23 protein-coding genes and 1 other RNA gene are annotated in these 25,203 nt (G+C 69.8%); 13 read left to right on the top strand and 11 right to left on the bottom strand.

What is annotated here, in order from left to right:
• Positions 1-5 precede the first annotated feature (5 nt).
• The 3 genes from C1H66_RS03420 to C1H66_RS03410 all read right to left on the bottom strand — a co-directional run bounded on the left by C1H66_RS03420 (position 6) and on the right by C1H66_RS03410 (position 3,634).
• Complete coding sequence (locus C1H66_RS03420; RefSeq protein WP_102626514.1) at positions 6-1,679, bottom strand: sulfatase-like hydrolase/transferase; 1,674 nt, start codon at positions 1,677-1,679, stop codon at positions 6-8.
• A 96-nt stretch (positions 1,680-1,775) separates the two neighbouring features.
• Complete coding sequence (locus C1H66_RS03415) at positions 1,776-2,540, bottom strand: glycosyltransferase family 2 protein (RefSeq protein ID WP_102626513.1); 765 nt, start codon at positions 2,538-2,540, stop codon at positions 1,776-1,778.
• Positions 2,537-3,634: a glycosyltransferase family 9 protein gene (locus tag C1H66_RS03410; RefSeq protein ID WP_240618205.1), complete on the bottom strand. Its 1,098-nt coding sequence runs from the start codon at positions 3,632-3,634 to the stop codon at positions 2,537-2,539. The genes C1H66_RS03415 and C1H66_RS03410 overlap by 4 nt, the downstream gene beginning before the upstream one ends.
• A 38-nt stretch (positions 3,635-3,672) precedes the next feature.
• On the opposite strand from C1H66_RS03410, the gene C1H66_RS03405 reads away from it, so the two are divergent.
• Both C1H66_RS03405 and C1H66_RS03400 read left to right on the top strand, forming a co-directional pair.
• The gene (locus tag C1H66_RS03405; protein WP_240618204.1) at positions 3,673-4,812 is read left to right on the top strand and encodes a glycosyltransferase family 4 protein; all 1,140 of its coding nucleotides are present in this window, start codon (positions 3,673-3,675) and stop codon (positions 4,810-4,812) included.
• The gene (locus tag C1H66_RS03400) at positions 4,812-5,855 is read left to right on the top strand and encodes a glycosyltransferase family 9 protein (protein WP_102626512.1); all 1,044 of its coding nucleotides are present in this window, start codon (positions 4,812-4,814) and stop codon (positions 5,853-5,855) included. Before C1H66_RS03405 ends, C1H66_RS03400 begins: the two co-directional genes overlap by 1 nt.
• On the opposite strand, the gene C1H66_RS03395 is transcribed toward C1H66_RS03400, so the two are convergent.
• Positions 5,831-6,559: a 3-deoxy-D-manno-octulosonic acid kinase gene (locus C1H66_RS03395; RefSeq protein WP_102626511.1), complete on the bottom strand. Its 729-nt coding sequence runs from the start codon at positions 6,557-6,559 to the stop codon at positions 5,831-5,833. The two genes, C1H66_RS03400 and C1H66_RS03395, sit on opposite strands and share 25 nt — an antisense overlap.
• Here C1H66_RS03395 and C1H66_RS03390 point away from each other — a divergent pair.
• The 3 genes from C1H66_RS03390 to waaA are packed head-to-tail and all read left to right on the top strand — an operon-like array spanning position 6,558 to position 10,385.
• Positions 6,558-7,658, top strand: a complete 1,101-nt coding sequence (locus C1H66_RS03390; protein ID WP_102626510.1) for a glycosyltransferase family 9 protein — start codon at positions 6,558-6,560, stop codon at positions 7,656-7,658. The genes C1H66_RS03395 and C1H66_RS03390 overlap by 2 nt on opposite strands.
• Positions 7,648-9,078, top strand: coding sequence for a bifunctional D-glycero-beta-D-manno-heptose-7-phosphate kinase/D-glycero-beta-D-manno-heptose 1-phosphate adenylyltransferase HldE (gene hldE, locus C1H66_RS03385; protein WP_102626509.1), 1,431 nt, complete (start codon positions 7,648-7,650; stop codon positions 9,076-9,078). The genes C1H66_RS03390 and hldE overlap by 11 nt, the downstream gene beginning before the upstream one ends.
• On the top strand, positions 9,078-10,385 hold the full coding sequence (waaA, locus tag C1H66_RS03380; protein WP_102626508.1) for a lipid IV(A) 3-deoxy-D-manno-octulosonic acid transferase: 1,308 nt from the start codon (positions 9,078-9,080) through the stop codon (positions 10,383-10,385). Before hldE ends, waaA begins: the two co-directional genes overlap by 1 nt.
• Before the next feature lie 24 nt (positions 10,386-10,409).
• On the opposite strand, the gene rpiA is transcribed toward waaA, so the two are convergent.
• On the bottom strand, positions 10,410-11,084 hold the full coding sequence (gene rpiA, locus C1H66_RS03375; RefSeq protein ID WP_102626507.1) for a ribose-5-phosphate isomerase RpiA: 675 nt from the start codon (positions 11,082-11,084) through the stop codon (positions 10,410-10,412).
• A 189-nt stretch (positions 11,085-11,273) separates the two neighbouring features.
• On the opposite strand from rpiA, the gene ilvA reads away from it, so the two are divergent.
• A complete protein-coding gene (gene ilvA, locus C1H66_RS03370) occupies positions 11,274-12,788 on the top strand; it encodes a threonine ammonia-lyase, biosynthetic (protein ID WP_102626506.1) in 1,515 nt (504 codons plus the stop codon).
• Between the two features lie 396 nt (positions 12,789-13,184).
• On the opposite strand, the gene C1H66_RS03365 is transcribed toward ilvA, so the two are convergent.
• The 3 genes from C1H66_RS03365 to C1H66_RS03355 all read right to left on the bottom strand — a co-directional run bounded on the left by C1H66_RS03365 (position 13,185) and on the right by C1H66_RS03355 (position 14,355).
• Positions 13,185-13,817, bottom strand: a complete 633-nt coding sequence (locus C1H66_RS03365) for a 5-formyltetrahydrofolate cyclo-ligase (protein WP_102626505.1) — start codon at positions 13,815-13,817, stop codon at positions 13,185-13,187.
• 8 nt (positions 13,818-13,825) lie between these two features.
• Positions 13,826-14,010, bottom strand: a non-coding RNA gene (gene ssrS, locus C1H66_RS03360) — 6S RNA.
• A 45-nt stretch (positions 14,011-14,055) separates the two neighbouring features.
• Positions 14,056-14,355 (bottom strand): cell division protein ZapA, encoded by a 300-nt coding sequence (locus tag C1H66_RS03355; RefSeq protein WP_102626504.1) that lies wholly within the window; start codon positions 14,353-14,355, stop codon positions 14,056-14,058.
• A 183-nt stretch (positions 14,356-14,538) separates the two neighbouring features.
• Between C1H66_RS03355 and C1H66_RS03350 the strand changes: the two genes are divergently transcribed.
• The 4 genes from C1H66_RS03350 (at position 14,539) to C1H66_RS03335 (ending at position 19,056) form a co-directional block, all read left to right on the top strand.
• A complete protein-coding gene (locus C1H66_RS03350; RefSeq protein ID WP_102626503.1) occupies positions 14,539-15,117 on the top strand; it encodes a UPF0149 family protein in 579 nt (192 codons plus the stop codon).
• Positions 15,118-15,152: 35 nt separating this feature from the next.
• Positions 15,153-16,490 (top strand): Xaa-Pro aminopeptidase, encoded by a 1,338-nt coding sequence (gene pepP, locus C1H66_RS03345; RefSeq protein WP_102626502.1) that lies wholly within the window; start codon positions 15,153-15,155, stop codon positions 16,488-16,490.
• A gap of 64 nt (positions 16,491-16,554) precedes the next feature.
• The gene (ubiH, locus tag C1H66_RS03340) at positions 16,555-17,766 is read left to right on the top strand and encodes a 2-octaprenyl-6-methoxyphenyl hydroxylase (protein WP_102626501.1); all 1,212 of its coding nucleotides are present in this window, start codon (positions 16,555-16,557) and stop codon (positions 17,764-17,766) included.
• A gap of 9 nt (positions 17,767-17,775) precedes the next feature.
• Complete coding sequence (locus C1H66_RS03335; RefSeq protein ID WP_102626500.1) at positions 17,776-19,056, top strand: UbiH/UbiF/VisC/COQ6 family ubiquinone biosynthesis hydroxylase; 1,281 nt, start codon at positions 17,776-17,778, stop codon at positions 19,054-19,056.
• 18 nt (positions 19,057-19,074) lie between these two features.
• On the opposite strand, the gene C1H66_RS03330 is transcribed toward C1H66_RS03335, so the two are convergent.
• The 3 genes from C1H66_RS03330 to gpmI form a co-directional block, all read right to left on the bottom strand.
• Complete coding sequence (locus tag C1H66_RS03330) at positions 19,075-20,367, bottom strand: S41 family peptidase (protein ID WP_102626499.1); 1,293 nt, start codon at positions 20,365-20,367, stop codon at positions 19,075-19,077.
• A 71-nt stretch (positions 20,368-20,438) separates the two neighbouring features.
• Positions 20,439-21,581: a murein hydrolase activator EnvC family protein gene (locus tag C1H66_RS03325; protein ID WP_102626498.1), complete on the bottom strand. Its 1,143-nt coding sequence runs from the start codon at positions 21,579-21,581 to the stop codon at positions 20,439-20,441.
• A gap of 24 nt (positions 21,582-21,605) precedes the next feature.
• Positions 21,606-23,180, bottom strand: a complete 1,575-nt coding sequence (gene gpmI, locus C1H66_RS03320) for a 2,3-bisphosphoglycerate-independent phosphoglycerate mutase (RefSeq protein ID WP_102626497.1) — start codon at positions 23,178-23,180, stop codon at positions 21,606-21,608.
• A 233-nt stretch (positions 23,181-23,413) separates the two neighbouring features.
• Here gpmI and C1H66_RS03315 point away from each other — a divergent pair, with 233 nt between their 5' ends.
• The 3 genes from C1H66_RS03315 to C1H66_RS03305 are packed head-to-tail and all read left to right on the top strand — an operon-like array spanning position 23,414 to position 25,170.
• Positions 23,414-23,836 (top strand): rhodanese-like domain-containing protein, encoded by a 423-nt coding sequence (locus tag C1H66_RS03315; protein WP_102626496.1) that lies wholly within the window; start codon positions 23,414-23,416, stop codon positions 23,834-23,836.
• A 45-nt stretch (positions 23,837-23,881) separates the two neighbouring features.
• Complete coding sequence (gene secB, locus C1H66_RS03310; protein ID WP_102626495.1) at positions 23,882-24,397, top strand: protein-export chaperone SecB; 516 nt, start codon at positions 23,882-23,884, stop codon at positions 24,395-24,397.
• Between the two features lie 20 nt (positions 24,398-24,417).
• The gene (locus C1H66_RS03305) at positions 24,418-25,170 is read left to right on the top strand and encodes a 16S rRNA (uracil(1498)-N(3))-methyltransferase (protein ID WP_102626494.1); all 753 of its coding nucleotides are present in this window, start codon (positions 24,418-24,420) and stop codon (positions 25,168-25,170) included.
• Positions 25,171-25,203 lie beyond the last annotated feature (33 nt).

Genomic DNA, 25,203 nt, shown 5'->3' with positions numbered 1-25,203 from the left:
CGCGCTTACTGTACCTCGGCGGGTTCCTCACCGGTGGCATCCTCCGGGTTCTCCACGACCTGCTCCTGTTTCGGTGCTGCCTCCTCGGGTGGTCGCTCCGGTACCAGTCCGTCCCACATGTGCTTCTGCAGTGCGGTCTCCTCGCGCAGCCGGGCATTGACGAACTCCCTGTCGTACTGCTCCAGCAGCGTCGGGGAAGAGGAGAGCAGCGAGGCGCCCAGGCCGGCGCGGTTATCCTCGATCTCGAACCCCATGGCCTCGAGAACGGTGGGAAGGACGTCGAGCAGGGAGGACTCGCGCCGCACCCGACCCATGGGGACCTCGGGGCCGAGCAGCATGAAGGTGTTGTCCCGTTCGTCTCGGATCAGCTCGTCCCATGCCGAGACACGCATGGTCAGGTGGTCGCTGGCGATCACCACCAGGGTGTTCTCCAGCAGACCCTCGGCCTCGAGACGCTCGATCAGGTTCCGGGCCAGCCAGGCCGAGCACTCGACCGCATAGAGGATGTCGGCGCCGTCGAATTCGCCCTGGCGATCGATGCAGCTCTGCGCCGGATAGCCGTGGGGCGCATGGCCGGCGAGGGTCAGGGTGACGACCCCCCAGGGGTCGCCGGTCTCGTCCAGGCGGCGAATCTCCTCCAGGGCGAAGTCGTAGAGGGAGTCGTCGTAGAGCCCCCAGTTGTTGAGATACTCGGGATCCTCCAGCCGCGGGCGCAGCTCCTCTCGGCCCAGCACGTTGTCGAAGCCATGATCCTCGTAGAAGACGCCCTTGCCGGCGAAGGTCGTGCTGGCGCCGCCCAGGTAGGTGAGCCGGTAGCCGTGGTCGGCGAGCAGGTCGCCGAGGCAGTCGATGCCGGGCACCACCTTGCCCAGCGGCTCGAACTGGCTGTCGTGGAGCAGGCCGGCCGGCATCAGCGGCGTGCCGCACTGGCTGGCGATCATGCCGGCCATGGTCCAGCCGGTGTTATCGAGCTGGCGCACGGCCTCGAAGACCCGTCCCTGCTCGCCGAGGGCCTCCAGGTCGGCATAGGCGTCGCCGAAGCGCTCGCGGTCGGCGTAGGTGCGTTCGATGCTCTCCAGGTAGAGAAACAGCAGGTTGGGCGGGTCCTCGGGCGCCTGCTGGATGGTCGGTTCGACATAGCGGCGTTCCAGCCAGGCGCCGTCGTCGGTGACGATGGCGGCGCCGCGCTGGGTGATGCCGTAGAGCAGGGGATTGCTGGCCAGCAGCCCCAGGGCCAGCAGGCGCTCACAAAGCCGCCAGCGGTGATCGGTCCGGACCAGCCAGATGAAGGAGACGAGCAGCGCGACCATCGACAGGTTGTAGAGCACCGCGGCCAGCTTGCGGTCGACGCCGCCGTGGTCGGTCATGCCCGCCTGGAGATGGAAGAACACCGCCGCGAGGTCGACGTTGCCGAAGCTGTCGGCCAGGTAGACATAGAGCCCCCAGAGGGCGATGGGCAGCAGCGACCAGGGCCAGACGCGGGTCGGCGGGCGCGGGTGGCGCGGGGCTCCCCAGCGCAGCAGCCAGCCCAGCCCGAGCCAGGCGGCGGCGATCGGTACCAGGCCCCACAGTGGCAGCAGGGTCACGGTCACGGCGGCATGGCCGATCCACAGCCCGATGACGAGCAGGACCCACCAGCGTGGCCGGCGCAGGGGGGAGAGAGCGGGGGGGATGGGCATGACGATATCCCGGTTGGATTCGCGGTTAGCTTATCAAGGTGGCGACGCCGAATGGACCCCTGTGCGGCCGGGTGGGGGGCAGGGGGCCTCGTCGCCTCACCTGTTGTCGCGGTGGTTCTCGTTCTCGTACAGCTCGTTGAGCTTGGCGTATTTCATGTAGGCATGGAAGGCGGTGGTGATGGTCACGGTCAGGCCATCGGTCCCCTGGAGGATGCCGCCCTTGAGGATCAGCTTGCGCAGGGTGGCGCTCGCGGCATGCAGGGCAGGCCGCCACGCCGAGGGCGCGACCCCTCGCTCCTTCATGGCCCAGGCATCCCGGGTGGACAGCTGATCGATGCGCTGTATCCAGTGCGAGAGGCCGTCGTAGGTGAAATGACGAATGTGCGTGCCGGTATCCAGGACCTTCGGTGCGCGAACCGAGGCGTGGCCCTTCTTCGGCAGGTAGCCCGAGGTGGTGCGGTTGTAGAGCCGGACCACCTCGTCCGGGTAGAATCCGGCGGCCTTGATCCAGTGGTTGGCACAGAAGTTGCGGCGCTTGAAGCGGTAGGCCAGGGTGGGGTCATCCAGCGTCAGGGCCTGGATGGCGGCCACGGCATCCTCTTCCAGTCGTTCGTCTGCGTCCAGCGTGAGGATCCAGTCGTTGGTGGCATGGGGAACGCCATGGGCCTTCTGGGGTCCATCGCCGAGATATTCCTGCAGTAGGACTCGCGCGCCCTTGTCCTCGGCGATGCGGACGGTATCGTCCTGGCTCAGCGAGTCGACGACGATGACCTCGCTGCAGACCCGCTGCAGGGAATCGATGCAGGCGGCGATCCGTTGCTGTTCGTTGAGGGTGATGACGATGCCGGTGATGGGCTTCATGACGGAGGCTCGCTGCTGGTGGATATCGGAAGGTGCTGCGCGATGCGTTCCGCTGCCGCCATCAGGTCGATGCTCGACATGTCGGTCTCACTGGCGCCATCCGGAGGGCTGAAGGCCAGGCGATGGGCTGGCGCGTTGCAGGTCTGCCAGCGCAGCGGGGTGGCCGAGCGACGCGCCGGGTAGAAGCCTGCCGTGGGCCGATCCAGGCAGCCGGCGATGTGCAGTGGCCCGGTGGAGCCGGCAATGAACAGGTCCGCCGCGGTGAGGCTCAGGGCGAAGTCATCGAGACCCCGGCGTGACGGTAGCCGGGCGGCGGTGAGTCCCTCGGCGGCGAGCCTGTCGCACAGCTCGTCGGCGATGGCTTCCTCGCCGGGCCCGGCGGTCAACAGCCAGATCGGCATCACGGTGCCGGCGAGTCGCTGCTCGATGCCACATGCCAGGGTAGCGTACTGGTCGAGCGACAGGTTCACCGCCGAGCCGCCATGACCGGCATGCACGAAGATCCAGGGGCGGCCCTCGTCGAGGCCGAGCTCATCGGCGATACGCGCCCGCTGGGCGCCGCGGATCGCCTCGGGCAGCGGCCAGAAAGGCGGCGATGGACGCGGCGGCAGAGGGCGACCGAGCTCGCCGAGCAGCCCTTCGGCCAGCTCGAGATTGTAGACGTACTCGGGCTTCTGCGAACGCGACCTGCGCTGGGCGATGCGTCGGTTGTAGAATAGCTGGGCCCACTTGGTGGCCGGGGCAAGGCGCAGCGGTATGCCGGCCCGCCAGCCCAGCCAGCCGATGCGCGGCGTGGAGAAGAGCGTCAGCAGGGCGTCGAAGCGGCCCTGGCGCAGCCGGCTCAGCAGTTCGCGCCGGCCATCGGCGGCCGCCTCATCGCCCGGATCGAGGAGTACCTCGTCGACCCAGGGGCAGAGCCTGGCGATCGGGGCGGTATAGGCCGGCACCAGCACGCTCACATGGAGGCCCGGGTCGGCCGCCTTGAGGCAGGCCAGGGCCGGCCAGGCCAGCATGAAGTCACCGAGCTTGTCATTGCGAACCACCAGCAGGCGGGAGCGGCGCTCGTCCATGGCGGTGGCGGAAGTTGTCATCATCCGGGCTCCCGGGCCCCGACACCGGAAAGGAGTCAACCTTGTCCCACAAGGTCATGCAGATCTGCCTCTCGCACGGCTGGGGCGGACTGGAAATGTATCCCTCACGGATTATACCCGAGCTGAAGCGTCAGGGGTGGCAGCCTCATGGCCTGGCCCTGGCCGACTCGCGCGTCGCCGCGAGCCTGGAGGAGGCCGGCGTCTCGCCGCTGGTGGTGTCGACCCCCCCCCGGGCGCTGCTGGCGGTGGTGCGGATCCTCGCCTACCTGAAGACCCACGACATTCGTGTGCTGCACTGCCACAAGTCCGGCGACCTGCGGTTGGGGGCGCTGCTGGCGGCCCTCAGGCCGGGGCTGAGGCTCTTCTACACCGACCACATGGGCGTCACACGGCCGAAGAAGGACCCCTACCACCGCTGGGCCTACGGGCGCGTCACCCGGCTGTTCTCCATCAGCGAGGCGACCCGACAGCGCAACCTGGCGGCCTTTCCGTTGCCGGACGCGCGCATTCGGCGGCTCTATCTGGGCATCGACCCATCGCCCTATGCGCCGGAGCTCTCGGCGGAGGCGCGTGAGGTGCTGCGAGCGTCCCTCGGCATTCCGGGTGGGGCGGTGGCCATCGGCCTGCCGGGGCGGCTCACCCCGGGCAAGGGCCAGGCGGTGTGGATCGAGGCCCTGTCGCGACTGGCCGAGTCCCGCCCGGAGCTGCGTTGGCACGGCGTGCTGATCGGTGGCCTGACGGCCGGCGAGGGTAGCAACGAGGCTTACGTGGCGGCGCTGCGGGAGCGTGTCGCCGCGCTGGGCCTCGAGTCACGGATCACCTTCGCCGGCTTTCGCCGCGACCTGCCACGGCTGTTCGAGGCACTCGACGTCGTCTGCGTCCCCTCGCGCAACGAGGCCTTCGGGCTGACGGTGATCGAGGCCATGGCGGCCGGCAAGGCGGTCGTCGGCGCCGACAGCGGCGCCATCCCAGAGTTGATCGACGCCGGGACCGGACGCCTGGCACCGCCGGAAGCGCCCGATGCCTGGGCCGAGGCCATGGCCGAGCTGATCGTCGATGCGGGCCTGCGCCGACGGCTGGGCGAGTCGGCCCGCCGACGGATACGCCGGGACTTCACCCTCGAGGCCCATGTGGCGGCCCTGATCGAGGAGTACTCAGTCAACGAAAGCGAGTTCGAGTGATGAAGGCATGGATCGAGAAGGGCGGGTACCTCAATGCGCGAGGGCGTCGCTGGCTCTCCCGGTTACACGCGGAGCAGATCCGACGCATCCTGGTGATTCGGCAATGCGCTTTCGGGGACTACATGGCGGCCCGTCCCTTCCTGGTGGAGCTGCGCCGCTTCTTCCCCGGGGCGCATATCATCCTGAGCACGGTCAGCAAGTACCAGTATGCCGTGCCCGAGGACCTGGTCGACGAAGTCCACGTCCAGGACACCCGCGGTGGGCCAGGCGAGCAGTGGCGCTCGCTGAGGGCGGTGGGTGAGGTCGACGTGCTCTTCGATCTCGCCGATACCTCTCGCTCGCGTCTGCTGACGCTGATGACGGCCGCAGAGGTCAAGCTGGGCTTCCCTTATCGGCGAGTGTTCAACCGCCTGCTCTTCGACGTCGGTATCCTGCGCTCCGACTTCCACTACGAGGCCGAGGTGCTGCTGGATTTCCTCAAGATCATGGGGCACAAGCCGCGCTATCCCCTGGCGTTCGCCATGCCGCGGCATCGGCGCGACCAGGCCGAACCATGCATCGCCTACTTCCCCTTTGCATCCAAGGCGGAGAAGTCGCTGTCGCTGAGCTCCTGGTGCGAGTTGATCGAGCAGGCGGCCGAGACGTTTCCGCACTACCGTCATGTGCTGCTGGAGGGGCACAAGCCCGATGAATCCGGCGATTTCCTGGCCGAGGTGGTGGCACGGCATGACAATGTCGCAATCCAGTCGCGCATGCCGCTGGATGACTTGCCGCGCTGGATGGCCAGGGTCAGCGCTCTGGTCTGTGGCGACACCGGGGTCCGCAATCTGGCTCTGGCGACCCATACGCCGACCCTGGGCATCTTCTTCATGACGGTGCCATTCCGCTACTGGCCCCGCTACGAGGATTGCCATGAAGCGGTGTTTCACCGGGACGGCCAGGTGCCGGGCAAGATGGACATTCTCCAGGGGCTCGAGGAGCTGCTGCAGCGTGTCTATCCGGAGCGTGGCGTGCCGCGTCAACTGGAGATCGATGCCTCGTAACCACGCCGGATGGCGGCCATGGCCGCGGCGGCATCGAATTTGACCAGCGAGCGCTGCAGGCGCTCGAGGTTGGCCGCCTGCCAGGCGCCCGGGGCCCGTAGCCGGCAGCGGTCGAGGTCGATCAGCCAGACCCGGTCGTGCTCGTCGACGAGCAGGTTGCGGGCATTGAGGTCCACATGGTCGAGGCCGGCATCATGGAAGCGCCGGACGGTGGCGCCGACGGTTTCCAGCAAGGGCTCGTGGTTCGCCTCCCCGGACAGGCGCGCGGCCAGGGCGCGGGCCCCGGGAAGGCGCACCGTGATCAGCGCCGCCTCGTAGGTGATGCCGTGGCGGGTCACGGCGGCGGCCACCGGACGGGGAACCGGCAGGCCGCGGGAGTAGAGCTCGGCGGTCAGGCGCAGTTCACGGAAGGCACGGGTGCGTTCGAGACCGGTCCACAGGTAGCGGCTGGTACTGATCCGGGCGATCAGGCCGCCGCGGCGATAGGGACGCAGCACCCACTGGTCGCGCCCGGCATCGAGAAACAGGCTGGCCCCGCGGCCCGGGGCCTCGCCGACGACGCGCCCCTTCTGCCACCAGTGGTCGGGATCGAAGGCCTGCGGCGCAATCGGCGCGGCGGTTTGTGGCACCGGGCCGGCGTCACATAAACTGTCCGCATCATATAGAATGGAAACCTTTCCCGTTCGAAATGTTGCCAAGCGCATGAAGCATCCTCTGCCCGCCCAACCTCGGCACATCGGCGTGCTGCGACTCTCCGCCCTGGGCGATGTCTGCAACCTGGTGCCGACGGTACGCGCCCTGCAGCGCCAGTGGCCCGAGGCGCGTATCACCTGGATCATCGGCAAGGGCGAGCACAGTCTACTGGCCGGCCTCTCCGGGGTCGAGTTCGTCGTCTACGACAAGGCCTCCGGCGTGGCCGGCATGCGGCAGTTGTGGCGCGAGCTGGCGGACACCCGCTTCGACGTCCTGTTGCACATGCAGCAGGCGCTGCGCGCCAGTGTCCTCTCCCTGGGGCTGAAGGCCGACGTCCGGGTGGGCTATGACAAGGCCCGTGCCAAGGACGCCCAGCACTGGTTCACCCATCGTTGCCTTGCGCCCCATCCCCGGGCCCATGTGCTGGAGTCGTTCATGGACTTCGCCCGCCTGCTGGGGGTCGAGCAGCACCCCTTGGAGTGGAACCTGCCGGTGCCCGAGGCCGCCTTCGACGAGGCCCGGGCCCTGACCGGCGATGCCCCCTACCTGCTGCTGAGCCCCTGCGCCAACCCCCGGCTGCGCAACTTCCGTAACTGGTCTGCCGAGGGCTATGCGGCGGTGATCGAGCATGCCTGGGTAAAGTACGGATTGAAGGCGGTGCTCACCGGTGGCGGCAGTACCCAGGAGCGCGAGATGGGCGAGCGCATCCAGGCCCTCAGCCGGCCGGAGGCGGTGATCGACGCCATCGGCGGCACCTCGCTCAAGGGGCTGCTGGCGCTGATCGCCCGGGCCCGTGCCGTCGTCGCGCCCGATTCGGGGCCGGTGCACATGGCCAACGCCCTGGGCACCGCGGTGGTGGGCCTCTATGCCACCACCAATCCCGATCGTGCCGCCCCCTACCTGTGGCGCGAGTTCGTGGTCGACCGATATCCGCAGGCCGTACACGCCTACCTGCACAAGTCGCCCGAGGAGGTCACCTGGGGCCAGCGGGTGCGCCACCCGGATGCCATGTCGCTGATCCGTGCCGAGGACGTGATCGAACGACTCGATGCCGTGCTCGACACCATCACCGCTCACCCGGACACGGAGTCCCCTGCCGATGAAGCTTGATCTGACTGCCATGGAACGCTCACGCCTGCTGGTGGTGGGCGATGTGATGCTCGACCGCTACTGGCACGGCGGTACCTCGCGGATCTCGCCGGAGGCGCCGGTACCGGTGGTGCGGGTGGAGGAGGCCGAGGACCGGCCCGGCGGTGCCGCCAACGTGGCGCTCAATATCGCCTCCCTGGGGGCCCAGGCCGCCCTGGCCGGCATGGTCGGCGATGACGACAACGCCGACCGGCTGAGCAGCCGGCTGGAGAGCTCCGGAGTGAGCACTCACTTCGAGCGCAGCCCCGGCATTCCCACCATCACCAAGCTGCGGGTGATGAGCCGCAACCAGCAGCTGATCCGCCTGGACTTCGAGCAGGGGCTCGGCGAGGTCGATACCACGGGGCTGCTGGCACGGGTCGAGGCGGCCCTGCCCGACTGCGACCTGGTGATTCTCTCCGATTACGGCAAGGGCACCCTCAACCGGGTCGAGGCGCTGATCCGCCTGGTGCGTGGCGCCGGCAAGCGGGTGCTGGTCGACCCCAAGGGCAACGACTTCCGCCGCTACCGCGGGGCCAGCGTGATCACCCCCAACCTGACCGAGTTCGAGGCCGTGGTGGGGCACTGCCGAGACGATGCCGAACTCGCTGCCAAGGGCGCGGCGCTGTGCGCCGAGCTCGAGCTCGAGGCGCTGCTGATCACCCGCAGCGAGAAGGGCATGACCCTGATCCGTGGCGATCACGAGCCGCTGCACCTGCCGACCCGGGCCCGCGAGGTCTATGACGTCACCGGTGCCGGCGACACCGTGATCGGCGTCCTGGGGCTGGCGCTGGCTGCCGGCCACGGCTTCCCCGAGGCGATGACCCTGGCCAACCTGGCCGCCGGGCTGGTCGTCGCCAAGCCGGGCACCGCCACGCTCTCCATCGCCGAACTCTACACCGCCCTGCACGGCGACAAGCTGGCCGAGTTCGGGGTCATCGAGGAAGCCCCGCTGATCGAGGCGGTGCGTGCCGCCCAGGCCCGCGGCGAGCGGGTGGTGATGACCAACGGCTGCTTCGACATCCTGCACGCCGGCCACGTGGCCTACCTGGAGCAGGCCCACAAGCTCGGTGACCGGCTGATCGTGGCGGTCAACGATGACGCCTCCATCGCCCGGCTCAAGGGCCCCAAGCGGCCCATCAACCCGCTGCCGCGGCGCCTGCAGGTGCTGGCCGGCCTGGGGGCCGTGGACTGGGTGGTCGCCTTCGCCGAGGACACCCCACAGCGGCTGATCGAGGCGGTGCTGCCCGACGTGCTGGTCAAGGGCGGCGACTATCGCCCGGAGCAGATCGCCGGCGGCGAGGCCGTGCGTGAGGCGGGTGGCGAGGTAAGGGTGCTGGGCTTCGAGGATGGCGTCTCCACCACGGCGATGATCTCCACCATCCTCGACCGCGAGACCTGATGGCCGCCCGGCAGGGCGCCCCCTGGGCGCGCCGGCTCTACTCGGTGCTCCTCTACGGGCTCGCGCCGCTGATCTGGCGGCGGGTCTGGCGCGAACGGCTGCCCGGCCGCCCCCGGGGGGAACGGCTGGGTTTGCTGCCTCCCGCGCCGGCCGGTGAGCGAACGATCTGGCTGCACTGTGCCTCGGTGGGCGAGGTCCAGGCCGCCCGGCCGCTGATCGAGGCGCTGCTGGCGCACTACCCGGGGCATCGACTCACCGTCACCACCATGACCGCCACCGGCGCCGAGCGCGTGCAGGCGTTGCGCGAGGCGCTGGCGGAACCCGGCGAACCCCCGCGCCTGCGCCATGCCTTCGTGCCGCTGGACTTCCCCGGCGCGGCGAAGCGCTTCATCGCCCGTCTCCGCCCGGAACTGGCGCTGTTCTTCGAGACCGAGCTGTGGCCCAACCTGCTCCACGCCTGCCGGCGCCGAGGCGTCCCCGTGGCGGTGGTCAATGGCCGGCTGTCGCCGCGGGCCTTCCAGGGGTACCGACGCCTGCGGCCGCTGATGCGGGACGCCCTGAGCCGGGTCGACTGGCTGGCCGCCAAGTCCGACGCCGACGCCGCACGCTTCCTGGCGCTGGGCATGGAGCCGGCCCATGCCGAGGTGGCGGGGTCGCTGAAGTTCGACACCTCGCCGGATGTCGGGGCGCTCGCGGTGAGTGAGCGCTTGCGCGCCCATCTGGGTGACCGGCCCGTGTGGGTGGCCGGCTCCACCCACCCCGGCGAGGACGAGCAACTGCTGGCCGTCCATGCCCGGCTACGCGAAACGGTGCCGGACGCCCTGCTGATCCTGGTGCCCCGCCATCCCCGGCGCTTCGATGCCGTGGCCGCGCTCTGCCGGGAGCAGGGCATGAGCCTGGTGCGACGCTCCCGTGACGAGGGGCCCGACGAGCGCCCGGCGGTCTATCTGGGCGACACCATGGGCGAGCTGCTCGCCCTCTACGGTGCCGGCGACCTGGCCTTCGTCGGCGGCAGCCTGGTGCCGATCGGCGGCCACAACCTGCTCGAACCGGTCGCCATGGGGGTGCCGGTGCTCACCGGCCCCGAGCTCGCCAACTTCGAGGACGTCGCCGAGGTGCTGCGCGAGGCCGATGCCCTGGTGGAGGTGGCCGATGCCGAACAGCTGGCCGATGCCCTGGCCCGGCTGTTCGCCGACCGGGCCGAATGTCGACGCCTGGCCGACGCCGGATGCCGGGTGGTGACCGCCAACCGTGGCGCCCTGGCGAGAACCCTGGCGGGGCTGGCGCGCCTGCTTGATGCGAAGTGAGCGCTCACTTCCTTGCCGTGGTGATCACGCCGGGGTATGGCGCTCCACGCCGCTCTCGGTACCCAGCAGCAGCACGTCGGCGCCGCGAGCGGCGAACAGGCCGTTGGTGACCACGCCGACGATGGCGTCGAGGCGCGCCTCCATGGCCACCGGGTCGTCGATCATGAACTCGAAGCAGTCGATGATCTGGTTGCCGTTGTCGGTGACCACGCCTTCCCGGTAGACCGGGTCGGCGCCCAGCTTGACCAGTTCCCGGGCCACGTAGGAGCGCGCCATGGGAATCACCTCCACCGGCAGCGGGAAGTCGCCCAGCCGCTCGACCCGCTTGGAGGCGTCGGCGATGCAGATGAACTTCTCGGCGCAGGCGGCGACGATCTTCTCGCGGGTCAGGGCCGCACCGCCGCCCTTGATCATGTGCAAGTGAGCGTTCACTTCGTCGGCGCCGTCGATGTAGAAGGGGACGCTGCCTACGCTGTTGAGTTCGAACACCTCGATGCCGTGGCCGCGCAGCCGCTCGGCACTCGCCTCGGAGCTGGCCACCGCCCCCTGGAAGTCGTCGCGCAGGGCGGCCAGGCGGTCGATGAACCGGTTCGCGGTGGAGCCGGTGCCGATGCCGAGCACCGTATCGCGGTCGAGGAAGGGGGCGATCTCGTCGATGGCGGCCGCGGCCACGGCGTCCTTCAATTCGTCCTGGGTCATGGGGCTTCTCTCCCGTGGCTGGGGGGGGATGAAAGGCAGGTAAGGGTGCGCGCCATTATAGGCCAGTCGGCGCCCACTGCCGATGGCTCTGCGCTGGACGATCCACGACCGGGATGCTACCAATAGGGGTTCTCTGCGGCGCAGCAAAGGGCGCCGCGGCTCCCCGCGTCACTCCTCTGGGATATCAGGATGCTCGAAGCTACCGTCAAGAAGATTCTCCAGGCCCGGGTCTATGAAGCCGCCCGGGAAACGCCGATCTCCCCGGCCCCCTTCCTCTCCCGTCGCTTCAACAACCAGATCCTGATCAAGCGCGAGGACCTGCAGCCGGTCTTCTCCTTCAAGATTCGTGGCGCCTACAACAAGATGGCCCAGCTCAGCGAGGAGCAGAAGGCCAAGGGCGTGATCGCCGCTTCCGCCGGCAACCATGCCCAGGGCCTGGCCATGGCCGCCAAGCTGATGGGCGTCAAGGCGGTGATCGTGATGCCGCGCATCACCCCGGACATCAAGGTGCAGGCGGTGCGCGCGCGGGGCGCCAAGGTGGTGCTCAGGGGCGATGCCTTCGCGGCGGCCGCCGAGCATGCCCAGGAACTGATCGAGGAGCACGGTTACACCTACATCCCGCCCTTCGACGACATCGACGTGATCGCCGGCCAGGGCACCGTGGCCATGGAGATCCTGCACCAGCACAGCGGCCGCCTGGACGCGGTCTTCGTGCCGGTGGGTGGCGGTGGGCTGATCGCCGGCATGGCCGCCTACATCAAGTACCTGCGCCCCGACATCAAGGTGATCGGCGTCGAGTCGGAGGACAGCGCCTGCCTCAAGGCGGCCATGACGGCCGGCAAGCGGGTGGTGCTGGAGCAGGTCGGGGTCTTCGCCGAGGGCGTGGCCGTGGCCCAGATCGGCAAGGTGCCCTTCTCCATCATCCGCGACCTGATCGACGACGTCATCACCGTCAATACCGACGAGATGTGCGCGGCGGTGAAGGACATCTTCGAGGACACCCGGGCGGTCTCCGAGACCTCCGGTGCCCTGTCGCTGGCCGGGCTCAAGAAGTACATCCAGCAGACCGGGGCCGAGGGCCAGACCCTGCTGTGCATCAACTCCGGGGCCAATACCAACTTCGACCGGCTGCAGCACATCGCCGAGCGCACCGAACTCGGCGAGCAGCGCGAGGCGATCCTGGCGGTGACCATCCCCGAGCGGCCCGGCAGCTTCAAGAAATTCTGCAAGGCCATCGGCAAGCGCATGGTCACCGAGTTCAATTACCGCTATGCGGACCCGGAGAACGCCCATATCTTCGTCGGCGTGCAGGTCAAGCCCGGAGGCGAGGACCGCCAGGCGCTGATCGAGAAGCTGGGCGAGGCCGGCTACCCGGTGGAGGACCTTACCGACAACGAGCTGGCCAAGCTGCATATCCGCCACCTGGGCGGTGGCCGGCCGAAGGAGAGTTTCGACGAGGAGGTCTACCGCTTCGAGTTCCCCGAACGGCCGGGGGCGCTGATGAACTTCCTGACCCATCTGCCCCAGGACTGGAACATCTCGCTGTTCCATTACCGCAACCATGGCGCGGCCTATGGACGGGTCCTGGTGGGCATGCAGGTGCCCAATGGCGACCGCTCCCATGTCGAGGAGTACTTCGACGAGATCGGCTATCGCTACTGGAAGGAGTCGGACAACTCCGCCTATCGGCTGTTCATGGCCTGAGTCGCATCTCGCCCCGGTGTGAGCGCTGACTCACGGTACAGCCGAGAGCTACCGAGTGTTTAAAAATGTAACTCCTGCATGATGATGGTTGTCATCATGCAGGTGGTAACCCTATAGTCACAGCGTTGCCGAGGCCTGATTGGCTGCGCGAGGCGACACCTCGACAAGGTCCTTACCACCACCTTCCGACCCTCTTGCGGTCGAGTCTCCAACGGAGTAGGCAATGAAGCGCAAGCCCGATCTGGTCATGGCACTGCTGCTGGTCTTCGGCATCGGCGTCGTGGCAACCGGCTATGCCCAGGCGCTGGTGGGAAGCTAGTTCGATGCCGGCCGACAGCGCCATGACCAGAACCGCAGGACACACGGGCCGATGCATCGCATCGGCCCGTTCGCGTCTCAGGGGCGGATGATCCGTGCGTCGCTGACGATGGCATCGAGCGGTACGTCCCAGGGGGCGACCGGCAAACGCTCGACCCGCTGGCAATCGTGGGCCAGGCCGATCAGCCGGGGGCGTGGCCCCGGGCGGCGGGTGAAGGCCAGGGTGCGGTCGTAGAAGCCGCCGCCCATGCCCATGCGCTGGCCATCGCCGTCGAAACCGACCAGTGGCAGCAGGATCAGGTCCAGCGCCCAGGCCGGGCACCGGCGGGCGCGGTGGGCGCCATGGCGGGTGTTCGGCTCGGGTATGCCGAAGCGATTCGCGGTCATCGGGGTGCCGGCATGGTAGTGGACGAACCACAGCGCATTGTGGGAGAGCGGCTTGAGCACCGGCAGGTGCACGCGGGCATGACGCTGCCGGAACCAGGGGAGCAGCCCCGTGGGGTCGATCTCGCCATCGTTGGGCAGGTAGAGGGCCACGCGCCGGGCACGCTGGACTTCGGGAAGTTGCTTGAGCCGGCGACACAGCCGCCGGGAGGCGTCGCGACGCTGGCGGGGAGTCAGGGCACGCCGGCGTCGCCGCAACTCACGGCGCAGCTCATGGCGGGGGCCGTCGAAGGCCAAGGGTGCGGCGATATCCTGCATGGTGGTCATGTCGGATGAGGTTCCCCAGAGTGCCGCTGTCGTTCTGGCCCTTGAACCCAGTGGTTCAAGGTGGGTGGCCGCAGCCGAACCGTCAGGCTTTCCGACGCACGGACATGCACACGGGTCCGGCTAGCATATGGCCCCCTGGGTACTGCGCATAGGCTCGAGGGACGATAACGACTGGCAAACACCCCAGGGAACCTCTTCATCCTAACAGAGCGAGCGATGGGGCCAAAGCGCTGATTGCCTATCGGCGGGGCGTGTCGGTGAGGGCCTGCTCGAGGCGGGCGCTCAACTGGCTCAGGCTCTGCTCGCCTTCGCGCTGGGCCTCGAGCGTCTCCAGCAGCTCGTTGGTGATGTTCAGCGCCGCCATGATGGCGATCTTCTCGGCACCCAGCACCTTGCCGCGGGCATGGATGCCGTGCATGGCCCGATCCAGATAGCGGGCGGCCCGCTCGAGCTTGTCCTGCTCGTCCGGCGGGCAGGCGATGACGTAACTACGCCCCAGCAGGGTGATTTCGGTGGTCGGCCGCGAGGCATCGGTCATGACGGGCTCCGGTTCGGTCCAGTCGGGCGGGGGCGATGGCCGCGCCTCCCGGTGGCCCGATGCGTTAACATCCAGGGATGGAATCGATTCGATCCTCACTATAAGAGAGCCGTTCTCGGGCGGTCAACGCGCCCGGGGACATCGTCGCCCTCTGCGTGCACGGCCCCATCACGGACTTTCGCTATGTCACTGATCAACGAACGCCTGGATTTCTCCACCATCGCCGACCTCTTCCTGCTGCATGGCAGCATGCAGTCACCGGCCTTCCTCGACGGCAGGCTATGCGCCGCCCTGGCCCTCCAGGATCTCTCCGCCGAGGCCTGGCTGGAGCAGGTCAGCCTCGCCCTCGGCGTCGAGCAGCCTCGCGACGCGCAAGCCGCCGAGCGCTTCCTGGCCTGGCGGCGCCAGGCCTTGGACGCCCTCTCGGCGGCGGAGCTCGGCTTCGAGCCGCTGCTGCCGGACGAGCTGTTCTCCCTGGCCGAGCGTGCCCAGGGCCTCAAGGAGTGGACGCTGGGCTTCCTCGAGGTGGTCCAGGATGCCGGCGAGGCGCCCCGCCAGGCCTGGTCGCTGCCCCTGCGCGAGGCCCTGGACGACCTGGAAGGCATCGCCGGCATCGAGACCGATATCGACGACAGCCCCGAGAACGAGAACGACCTCTTCGCCCTGACCGAGCATGCCCGCATGGCCGCCATGCTGCTCTACACCGAACAGCATCCGGGCAAGCCGCAGGTCGAGCGGACCGATGACGAGACCCGTCACTGACGCCGCCACCCACTCACCACCACCGAGGAGCCGCGATGCTGCCCGAGACCCTGCCCCGCCCCGCCCCGATCGGCAACGACGAGTACCGTGCCCGCCGGCGGTCGCTGATGGAGGCGCTGCCGGCCGACAGCGCCGTGCTGCTGCCCGGCGCGGCCCTGGTCAGCCGGTCGCGCGACAGTGAATTCCCCTTCCGCCAGGACAGCGACTTCCACTACCTGACCGGCTTTCCCGAGCCCGATGCCCTGCTGGTCCTGCTGCCGGGCCGTGCGGAAGGCGCGAGCGTGCTGTTCTGCCAGGACCGCGACCCGACCCTGGAGGCCTGGACCGGCATCCGCCTCGGCGCCGAGGGGGCCGTCCGCGAGCATGGGGTCGACCAGGCCTTCGAGAATGCCGAGCGCGACGCGCGTCTCGAGGCGCTGCTCGATGGCCGCCGTACGCTCTACGTGCCTCTGGCCGACGCCGAGGCCCTCGCCCTGGCCGACGAGCTGCGCGGCCGCCTGGCGGCCCGCGTGCGCCGCGGGGCTCGCCCGCCCGAGGCCTTCGCCGATATCGCCCCGCTGCTCCACGAGCGACGCCTGGTCAAGAGCGACACCGAGCTGGCCCTGATCCGCCACGCCGCGGACATCTCGGCCCGGGCCCACGTGCGTGCCATGCAGGCGGCCCGGCCGGGGCTCGCCGAATATCAGCTGCAGGCAGAGCTGGAGCACGAGTTCCGCTGGCAGGGCGGCAGCGGCCCGGCCTACGCCAGTATCGTCGGTGGCGGCATCAATGCCTGTGTGCTGCACTACATCGAGAATCGCGAGGCGCTGCGCGATGGCGACCTGGTGCTGATCGACGCCGGTGCCGAATTCGACCTCTATGCCGGCGACATCACCCGCACCTTCCCGGTCAATGGGCGCTTCGGCGAGGCCCAGCGCGCGCTCTACGAGCTGGTGCTGGAGGTGCAGGAGCGGGCCGTGGCGGCCGTGCGGCCGGGTGCCACCCTGGCCGAGATCCACGATCTGGTGGTGCATGGCCTCACCGAGGGGTTGATCGGCCTGGGGTTGCTCGAGGGCGAGGTGCAGGTCCGCATCGACGACGAGAGCTATCGTCGCTTCTACCTGCACTCCACCTCCCACTGGCTGGGGCTCGACGTCCACGACGTGGGCCGCTACCGCCGGGATGACCAGCCCCGCCCGCTGGAGCCGGGCATGGTGCTGACCATCGAGCCGGGGCTCTACGTGCCCGCCGCCGACGACATCCCCGAGCCCTTCCGCGGGATCGGCATCCGTATCGAGGACGACGTGGCGGTCACCGCCACCGGCCACGAGGTGCTCACCGCCGGGGTGCCCAAGCGGGTGGCCGAGATCGAGGCGCTGATGGCCAGAAAGTGACCAGCCGGGAACTCCGCGAAATGCCTTTATGTAATGTACATTATGAAATGATCGGGAGGCCTCGATGACGGGTGCCGCGGAGCAGCGAGTGGACATCGCCATCGTCGGCGGCGGCCTGGTGGGGGCGAGCCTGGGCTGTGCCCTGGGGCCGCTGATCGAGCGGCGGGGGCTGTCGGTGGCGGTGATCGAGGCCGCCCCCCTGCTCGACCGAGCGGAGGCGCCCTGGCAGCCCAGCTTCGATGCCCGGGCCAGCGCCATCGCCCAGGGCTCGGCGACACACTTCGCGGGCATGGGCCTGTGGCCGGCCATGGCCGAGCAGGCCGCAGCGATTCGCCGGATCCACGTCAGCGAGCAGGGCCGCCTCGGGGCGACCCGGCTGCGCAGCGATGAGCTGGGCGTCGAGGCGCTGGGCCACGTGATCCCCAACGCCTGGATGGGGCGGGTGCTCCATCGTCGGCTGGCGCTACTGCCGCTGGCCTGGCACTGTCCCGCCCGGGTCGAGACGATACGCCCTGCGGCGGGAGGCTATCGGCTGCGCCTCTCCGACGGCAGCCGGCTCCAGGCGGGGTTGACGGTGCTGGCCGACGGCGGCCGCTCCGGCCTCAAGGAGCGCCTCGGCATCGAGAGCCGCGAGCAGCCCTACGACCAGGTGGCCCTGATCGCCAGCGTGGAGGTGAGCGAGCCCCACGACGGGGTGGCCTGGGAGCGCTTCACCGGCGAGGGGCCCATCGCCCTGTTGCCGCTGCGTGGCCAGGCCATGGAGCTGATCTGGACCCACGCCATGGGGCACGAGACACGGCGGCTGGCACTCTCCGATGGCGCCTTCCTCACCGAGCTGCAGCGCGCCTTCGGTGAGCGGGCCGGGCGCTTTCGCCGGGTCGGCAGCCGCCACGCCTACCCGCTGTCGCTGATCACCGCCCGGGAGGCCGTGCGTCCCGGGCTCGCCGTGCTCGGCAATGCCGCGCATTCGCTGCACCCGGTGGCCGGCCAGGGGTTCAACCTGGCCCTGCGCGGGGTGATGGACCTGATCGCCGCCCTGGAGCATGGCCTGGCCCGCGGCGAGCCGGTCGGCGGCATGGCCGTGCTGGCCGACTTCGAATCCCGGCGAGGCGCCGACCGCCACAACGTGATCCGCTTCAGCGATGGCCTGATCCGCCTGTTCGGGATCGACAGCTCGTTGCTCTCCCACGCCCGGGCCGCCGGACTGGTGGGGTTGAACCTGGTGGGGCCGTTGCGCCGTACCCTGGCCCGGCGCGCCATGGGGCTGGAACGATAGGAGAACCACATGCAGGAAACGCATCACCAGGCGCCGCCGCCGAACGGTCGGGAGCGCGGTGGGGAGAGGGACGCCGCCGAGGTGGTGATCGTCGGCGGCGGCATGGTGGGGGCGTCCCTGGCCTGCCTGCTCGGCAACGCCGGGGTGGCGGTGGCGCTGCTCGATGCCCGCGAGGCCCCGCTGGACGCCGAGCACATCGGCCTGGGCCGGCCGGACCAGCGGGTCAGCGCCCTGACACCGGTCTCGCAGCGCTTGCTCGAGGGGCTCGGCGCCTGGGCCTGGATGCGGGACCGACGGGTCAGCCCCTACCGCTTCATGCAGGTGTGGGACGCCGAGGGCAGCGGCGAGGTCAACTTCTCCGCCGACCAGGCCGGGGTGCCGGTGCTGGGCCATATCGTCGAGAACGACGTGATCCTCGCCGCCCTGGAGTCCCGCCTCGCCGGCTTGCCCGGGGTGCGGCGCCACTACGCGGCCCGGGTGGTCGGGCTCGAGGCGCGGGGTGGCGGCCGCGAGGTGATGCTGGCGGATGGCCGCCGGCTGGCCGGCTCCCTGGTGGTGGCCGCCGACGGCGCGCGTTCACCGCTGCGCGAGATGGCGGGCATCGGGGTCAGCAGCCGGGACACCGGCCATGTGGCGGTGGTGACCACGGTGCGGACGGCGCGCGCCCACGGCGAGGTGGCCCGCCAGGTGTTCCTGCCCACCGGGCCGCTGGCCTTCCTGCCGCTGATCGTCGACGGCGACGGCCACCACTGCTCCATCGTCTGGTCGACCTCGCCCGGCGAGGCCGAGCGCCTGGTGGCCCTGCCGCCCGAGGCGCTGGCCCGCGAGATGGCCGGGGCCATCGAGCATCGCCTCGGTGAGGTGACGGTGATCGACCGGGCCCTGGCGGTGCCGTTGACCCAGCGCCATGCGGCACGCTACGTGCTGCCGGGGCTGGCGCTGGTCGGCGATGCCGCCCACAGCATCCATCCGCTGGCGGGTCAGGGGGTCAACCTGGGGTTGATGGACGTGGCGGTGCTGGCCGAGGAACTGGTGAGGGGGCGTACCCGCGGGGAGGCACCGGGGGACGAGCGGCTGTTGGCCCGCTATGCCCGGCGCCGGCGCGGGGACAATGCCGCGATGCTGGCGCTGATGGACGGCTTCCGGCTGCTGTTCGGGGCCCGCCACCCGGCGCTGACCCTGGCGCGCAACCTGGGGATGTCCGGTGTCGACCGGTCGGGCCCGCTCAAGCGCCTGCTGATGCAGCAGGCCACCGGCCACCGGGGCAGGTTGCCGGCTTCCTGCCGGTAACCCGCCCGCGGTGCTGCATTAACGGTCGCGCTGGCTCAGTACATTCAGCGCCTTGAGCAGGTTGAGCGCCTCGCCGAGCTGGTAGTCCTCGCGCAGGCGCTCGCCCAGCTCGCCGCGGGTTCGCGGCTCGTCGCGGGAGCGCAGGTGACCCTCCAGGTCGGCCTCGCGCACCATCAGCTCGCTGCCCTCGGCGACTTCCAGCCGGCCGCGTACCACCTGGACGTCGGGCTCGATGCCCTGGGCCTGGATCGAGCGACCGCCCGGCGTGAAGTAGAGGGCGGTGGTCAGCTTGAGCCCCTCGCCGTTGCCCAGCGGCATGATCTGCTGCACCGAGCCCTTGCCGAAGCTCTCGGTGCCCATCACCACGCCGCGGCGCTGGTCCTGCAGGGCGCCGGCGACGATCTCCGCCGCCGAGGCGCTGCCGCCGTTGATCAGCACCACCAGGGGCACGTCCGGCGCGGCGGTCTCGGTGCTCGCCGAGAAGCGCATCTCGGTGTCCGGCAGGCGTCCCTCGGTGTAGACGATCAGGCCGCTGTCGAGGAAGACGTCGGCCACCGCCACGGCGGCCTGCAGCACGCCGCCGGGGTTGTTGCGCAGGTCGAGCACCAGGCCGTTCAGGGTGCCCTCGCGCTCCATGTCGGCGATGGCGTTGCGTACCTGGTCGCCGGTGCGGGTCTGGAACTGGCTGACCCGCAGGTAACCGTAGCCGGGTTCCAGCAGTTCGCTGCGCACGCTCTCGGTGCGGATCACTTCCCGGGCCATGGTGAAGGTGCGCGGGGCGTCATCGCCCTGGCGCATGATGGTCAGGCTGACCTCGGTCCCCGGGTCCCCGCGCATCAGGGTGACCGCTTCCTGGAGCGAGAGGCGCTCGGTGGGGGTGTCGTCGATGCGCAGGATGACGTCCCGGGACTGCAGACCGGCACGGGAGGCGGGGGTGTCGTCGATGGGGGTGATCACCGTCAGCTGGCCGTCCTGGGTGCCGACCTCGATGCCCACGCCGCCGAACTCGCCCTCGGTGGACTCGCGCAGGCTCTGGAACTCCTCGCGGTCGAGGTAGGCCGAGTGGGGGTCGAGTTCGCTGAGCATCCCGCGCATGGCGTTGCGCAGCAGGGTGCTGTCGTCGACCTCCTCGACATAGGCACGCTTGATGCGCTCGAACACCTCGGCGAAGGTCTGGATGTCCTCCACCGGCAGGTCGTTGGCCGAAGGCGTGGCGGCAGCCGGCAGGGGCAGGGCCAGCAGGGCGACGGGCAGAAGCATCGCCATCAGCCACCGTGGCGAGACGGCAGGGCCGGCGAGACGTGGATGCATGCGATCTCCGCGGTTCCATGACGGGCAGGTCAGCATAGCCCGTGGGCGACGCTGTGGGAAAGGGGCAGGACTCATCGCGAGGCGATCCACGACTGCGGGTCGATCGGCTCGCCGCCGCGGCGGACCTCGAAATAGAGGGCCGGGACATCGTGGCCGCCGCTCGCGCCCACCGCCCCCAGGGTGTCGCCCCGGGAGACCGCCTGACCCACCTCGGCGCCGAAGTGCTGCAGGTGGGCGTGCAGGGTCATCACCTGGTCACCGTGGTCGACGATCAGCAGGTTGCCGAAGCCGCGCATCCAGTCGGCGAACACCACCCGCCCGGCGTGGACGGCGCGCACCGGGGTGCCCGCGGCGGCCTGGATCAGCATGCCGTTGTGGTGCACGCCGTCGCCGCGGCGGAAGCGCGAGGCGACCCGCCCCTGCACCGGCCAGGGCAGCTCGCCCTGGGTCTGCTCGATGGCGGTGGAGGGCGGGGGGCGTTGCAGCCGGGCGAGCTCCTCCTGGACCTCGCGCAGTACCCGTTCGGCGTGGGCGCGGTCCTGGTTGAGGTCCTCCAGCCGCGCCTGCTCGCTGGCGTAGCGGCCGTCGAGTGCGGCGACCAGGTCGGCGCGTTCCGCCATGCGTTCGGCCAGCTCGGCGCTACGGCTCGCCAGTTCGCCGGCCAGGGCATCGAGTCGCGTGCCGCGGGCCTCGAGCGCCCGGCGGTTGTCGGCCAGCGCGCTGTCGAGCCGGGCGAGCTCGTCGAGGCGTTCGTTGCGGGCCTTCGCCAGGCGGTTGAGGTAGTGCTGCAGCCGGTCGAGCCGGGCCGGGTCGTCCTGGTTGAGCAGCAGCTTGAGCTGGGGGGTGAGGCCGAGGCGGTAGAGGGCGTCGAGCTGGGCGTTGAGTGCCTCGACCTGGTCGGCACGCTCGGCCTCGAGGCCATCGCGCCGGGTCTCGAGGGCGTCGATCTCGGCGGTGAGTTCGCGGCGCTCGGCCTGCAGGGCGTCGAGGCGACGATGGGTCTCGGCCAGCGCGGTCTCCACCTCGCGCAGCTCGCGACCCGCGTCGTCGCGGGCCTCACGGGTGGTGGTCAGGCGCCGGGAGAGCCCCTGGATCTCCTCGCCGATGGCGTCGAGCCGCTCCCGGGCGGCTTGCTCGCTGGGCTGGGCGGCCAACGGCGAGGCCAGGCAGAGCGCCAGCAGCAGTACGCCGAGTGTCGCGACACCTCTTGCCATCCGCTGGCCTCCCGTCGCATGGTATCAGCCGAAGTCGATCAGCACCCGGCCGCTCATCTCCTCGGGAATCGGCTGGTCCATCAGGGTCAGCAGGGTCGGGGCGATGTCGCACAGGCGGCCGTCGTCATGGAGCCGCGCCGGACGGGGGCCGACATAGACCAGCGGCACGTCGAAGGTGGTATGGGCGGTCTGGGCGACGCCGGTCTCGGGGTTGACCATCTGCTCGGCGTTGCCGTGGTCGGCGGTGACCAGGCAGGCGCCGCCGGCGCGCTGGATCGCGTCCACCACCCGGCCGACGCAGGCGTCGACGGCCTCGATGGCCTTGACGGCGGCGTCGAACTTGCCGGTGTGGCCGACCATGTCGCCGTTGGCGTAGTTGCAGACGATCAGGTCGTAGGCGCCGGCGTCGATCGCCTCGACCAGGCGGTCGGTCACCTCGACGGCGCTCATCTCGGGCTTCTCGTCGTAGGTCTTCACCTCCTGGGGCGAGGGCACCAGCACCCGGGTCTCGCCTCGGTACTCGGCCTCGCGGCCGCCGGAGAAGAAGAAGGTGACGTGGGCGTACTTCTCGGTCTCGGCGATGCGCAGCTGGGTCAGGCCGCGCTTCTCCATCACCTCGCCCAGGGTGTTGGTCAGCTCGGCCGGGGGGAAGGCGGCGGGAGCGGGGATGTCGGCGGCATACTGGGTCAGCATCACCAGGCCGTCGGCGGCGAGGCGCGGACGGGCGCGGCGCTCGAAGCCGCCGAAGCCGTCCTCGACGAAGGCCCGGGTCAGCTCGCGGGCCCGGTCGGCGCGGAAGTTCATGAAGATGGCGGCGTCACCGTCTTCCATCGCCACCGGCACGCCGCTTGGGCGGATGCTGGTGGCGGTGACGAACTCGTCGGTCTCGTCGCGCTCGTAGGCGGCGCGCAGGCCGACCTCGGCGCTCATCGCCTCGAACTCGCCGGTGCCTTCGGTGATCAGCCGGTAGGCCTGCTCGACGCGGTCCCAACGGTTGTCGCGATCCATGGCGTAGTAGCGGCCGATGATCGAGGCGACGAAGCCGTTGTCGGCACCGACCAGCTCGGCGAGGCGCTCATTGACGCGCTCGATGGAGGCCAGGGCGCTCTTGGGCGGCATGTCGCGGCCGTCGAGGAAGCCATGGACGACGATGCGTCGGGCGCCGCGGCGGGCGGCCAGCTCGGCCATGGCGAGGAAGTGTTCCTCGTGGCTGTGCACGCCGCCCGGCGAGAGCAGGCCCAGCAGGTGGACCGCCTTGCCCGCGGCCACGGCGGCATCGATCGGCGTGGTGAGCGCGGCGATGGTGTCCAGGTCGCCGTCCTCGATCGCCTTGGTGATGCGGGTGAAGTCCTGGTAGACGATGCGTCCGGCTCCCAGGTTCATGTGCCCGACCTCGGAGTTGCCCATCTGGCCGTCCGGCAGCCCCACGTAGCGGCCATCGGTGTGGATCAGGGTGGCGGGATGCTCCTGCTGCAGGCGGTCCATCACCGGGGTGCGGGCGGCCAGCACGGCGTTGCTCTCGGCGTCGGGGTTGTGGCCGTAGCCGTCGAGTATGATCAGGGCCACCGGGCGGGGAGTGGAGGTCGAAGCGTCGGTCATGGGGGAGGGCCTCTTGTCGATGGCGACGCCTCGTCGAGCACGGGGCGATCAACGGGGTCGCGACTTGTTTCTGCTTGCGGCATCATATCGTACGGCAGCGCCGGACGTCATGGTCGCCGCCCGCTGGCCACGGTTCGCCACGGCTTCGTGTATACTGGGCGACGCCCGGCGGCAGGCCGGCGAGCCGTGCCGACTTCACCCCCTCATGCACCGAGAAAGAGTGTCCCGGACCCATGATCGATCAGCTGTTTGAATTCGTGCAGAATCACCCGCTGCTGGTGGGTGCCTTCCTGCTGGTGTTGACCGCCTGGATCGCCTACGAGGTCCGCAACAGCGCCGCCAGTGGCGTGACCTCCAGCGAGGCCACCCAGCTGATCAACCGTGAGGATGCCGTGGTGCTCGACATCCGTGAGGCGGGCGATTTCAAGGCCGGCCATATCGCCGGCGCGCGCAACATTCCCCAGAGCAAGCTCGAGGGGCGCCTGAACGAACTCGACAAGTTCAAGGACAAGCCGATCATCGTGGCCTGCAAGCACGGCCAGAGCTCCGGCATCGCCCTGGCCAAGCTGGCCAAGGGCGGCTTCGAGCGGGCGGTCAAGCTCAAGGGCGGCATGGCCCAGTGGCAGGCCGATGGCCTCCCCATGGTCAAGAAGTAACCACGCCACCTTCCTTTTCGTTCACCGTTTCAAAGGACCTTTCCCATGGCGGAAGAGAACAACCAGAACGCCGGCGCGGCCGCCGGCCAGCAGGACAAGCCGCAGCTCCAGTTCGCCCTGCAGCGCATCTATGTCAAGGACATCTCCTTCGAGGCCCCCAACTCGCCGACGGTGTTCCAGCAGCCGTTCAAGCCCAAGGTCGGCCTGGACCTGAACACCTCCAGCCAGCAGGTCGGCGACGGCCTCTACGAGGTGGTGGTCAAGGTCACCGCCCAGGTGACCCACAGCGAGGAGGGCACCACCTCCTTCCTGGCCGAGATCGAACAGGCCGGCCTGTTCCGCATCAGCGGCATCGAGGGGGCGCAGCTCGACCACACCCTGGGCGCCTTCTGCCCCAACGTGCTCTTCCCCTATGCCCGCGAGTGCATCGACAACCTGGTCAATCGTGGCGGCTTCCCGCCGCTGATGCTGGCGCCGGTCAACTTCGAGGCGATCTACGCCCAGAAGAAGAAGCGCGAGGCCGAGCAGGCCAGCCAGCAGGGCGAACAGGCGACCCAGTAAGGGCAAGGGGCGGCTAGCCGATGAAGACCGAGGCCACCAGGCTCCTGGCAAGAGCCCCGCGCATCCACGTCGCCGCCGACTTCACCGTCGGCGGCGACGTCGTTCTGCCCGAAGGCCCCGCCCGCCACGTGGCCCGGGTGCTGCGCCTGGGCGAGGGCGCGCCGCTGGTGCTGTTCGACGGCGGTGGCCAGGAGGCCCGTGCCGTGCTGGTGGAGGCCGGTCGCAAGCGGGTGGTGGCGCGCATCGAGGCCATCGCCGATGGCCACGGCGAGTCGCCGCTGGCGGTGCACCTGGGCCAGGCGGTCTCCAAGGGCGATCGCATGGACTACGCCATCCAGAAGGCCGTGGAGCTGGGCGTGGCGGCGATCACCCCCCTCTACACCGAGCACGGCGACGTGCGCCTCAAGGGCGAGCGCGAGGCGAAGAAGCTCGCCCACTGGCAGGCGGTGGCCGCCAGCGCCTGCGAGCAGTGCGGCCGCGCCACCCTGCCGCCGGTGCATCCCCCCGTGTCGCTGGGCGACTGGCTCGTCGGTCGCGATGAGGCCCTGCGGCTGGTGCTGCATCCCGGCACGCCAGGCGTGCTCGAGCATGAGCCTGCGCCCACCCGCGCCGCCCTGCTGATCGGCCCCGAGGGCGGCCTGTCCGCCGCCGAGGTCGAGGCCGCCCTGGCCGCCGGCTTTTCCTCCCTCTCCCTCGGCCCGCGCATCCTGCGCACCGAAACCGCCCCGGTGGTGGCGCTCTCGCTGCTGCAGCATCGCTTCGGGGATCTGTGACAGTCCGAAGGTGATGAACTCAGCGGGCGGCTT

Source organism: Halomonas heilongjiangensis (genome assembly GCF_002879645.1).
Lineage (GTDB): Bacteria > Pseudomonadota > Gammaproteobacteria > Pseudomonadales > Halomonadaceae > Halomonas > Halomonas heilongjiangensis.
This window is presented reverse-complemented; position numbering and strand designations above follow the sequence as displayed.